Source organism: Saccharothrix sp. NRRL B-16314, from assembly GCF_000716595.1.
Taxonomy (GTDB): Bacteria; Actinomycetota; Actinomycetes; order Mycobacteriales; family Pseudonocardiaceae; genus Actinosynnema.
This window is the reverse complement of the sequence record NZ_JNXC01000202.1, coordinates 1-330: the sequence shown is the minus strand read 5'-3', so window position 1 is coordinate 330 and position 330 is coordinate 1. Positions and strand designations below refer to the sequence as shown.

1 protein-coding gene is annotated in these 330 nt (G+C 68.5%); it reads left to right on the top strand.

The window, feature by feature from the left end; genetic code table 11:
• Positions 1-297 (top strand): DUF4132 domain-containing protein (locus tag OQ02_RS39650; RefSeq protein WP_197043735.1); only part of this gene is annotated, 297 nt, incomplete at its 5' end.
• Between the last annotated feature and the right edge of the window lie 33 nt (positions 298-330).

The following is a 330-nucleotide window of genomic DNA, read 5'->3' as shown; positions in this document are numbered from 1 at the left end:
GCGTGGCAGTCCGCGCTGCGGGACATGGCCGTGGTGGGCGACGACCCCGACGAGGTCGGCTTCCTGCGGGACGCCACCGCCGACGGTGAGTTGAAGGTCGTCAATCTCGACGGCGAGACGGTACGGCTGTCCCCGCGCACGGTGACGCTTCCGCATCCCGTGCTCCTGCCCGACCTGGACGACGTACGGGACTTCGCGGCCGAGCTGGGCATCACCCAGCGGGTGGAGCAGATCCACCGGGCCACCTGGACCAACCTCCGGCACGGCGCCGCCACCCTGTCTCTTATACACATCTGACGCTGCCGACGACTCCTTACGTGTAGATCTCGG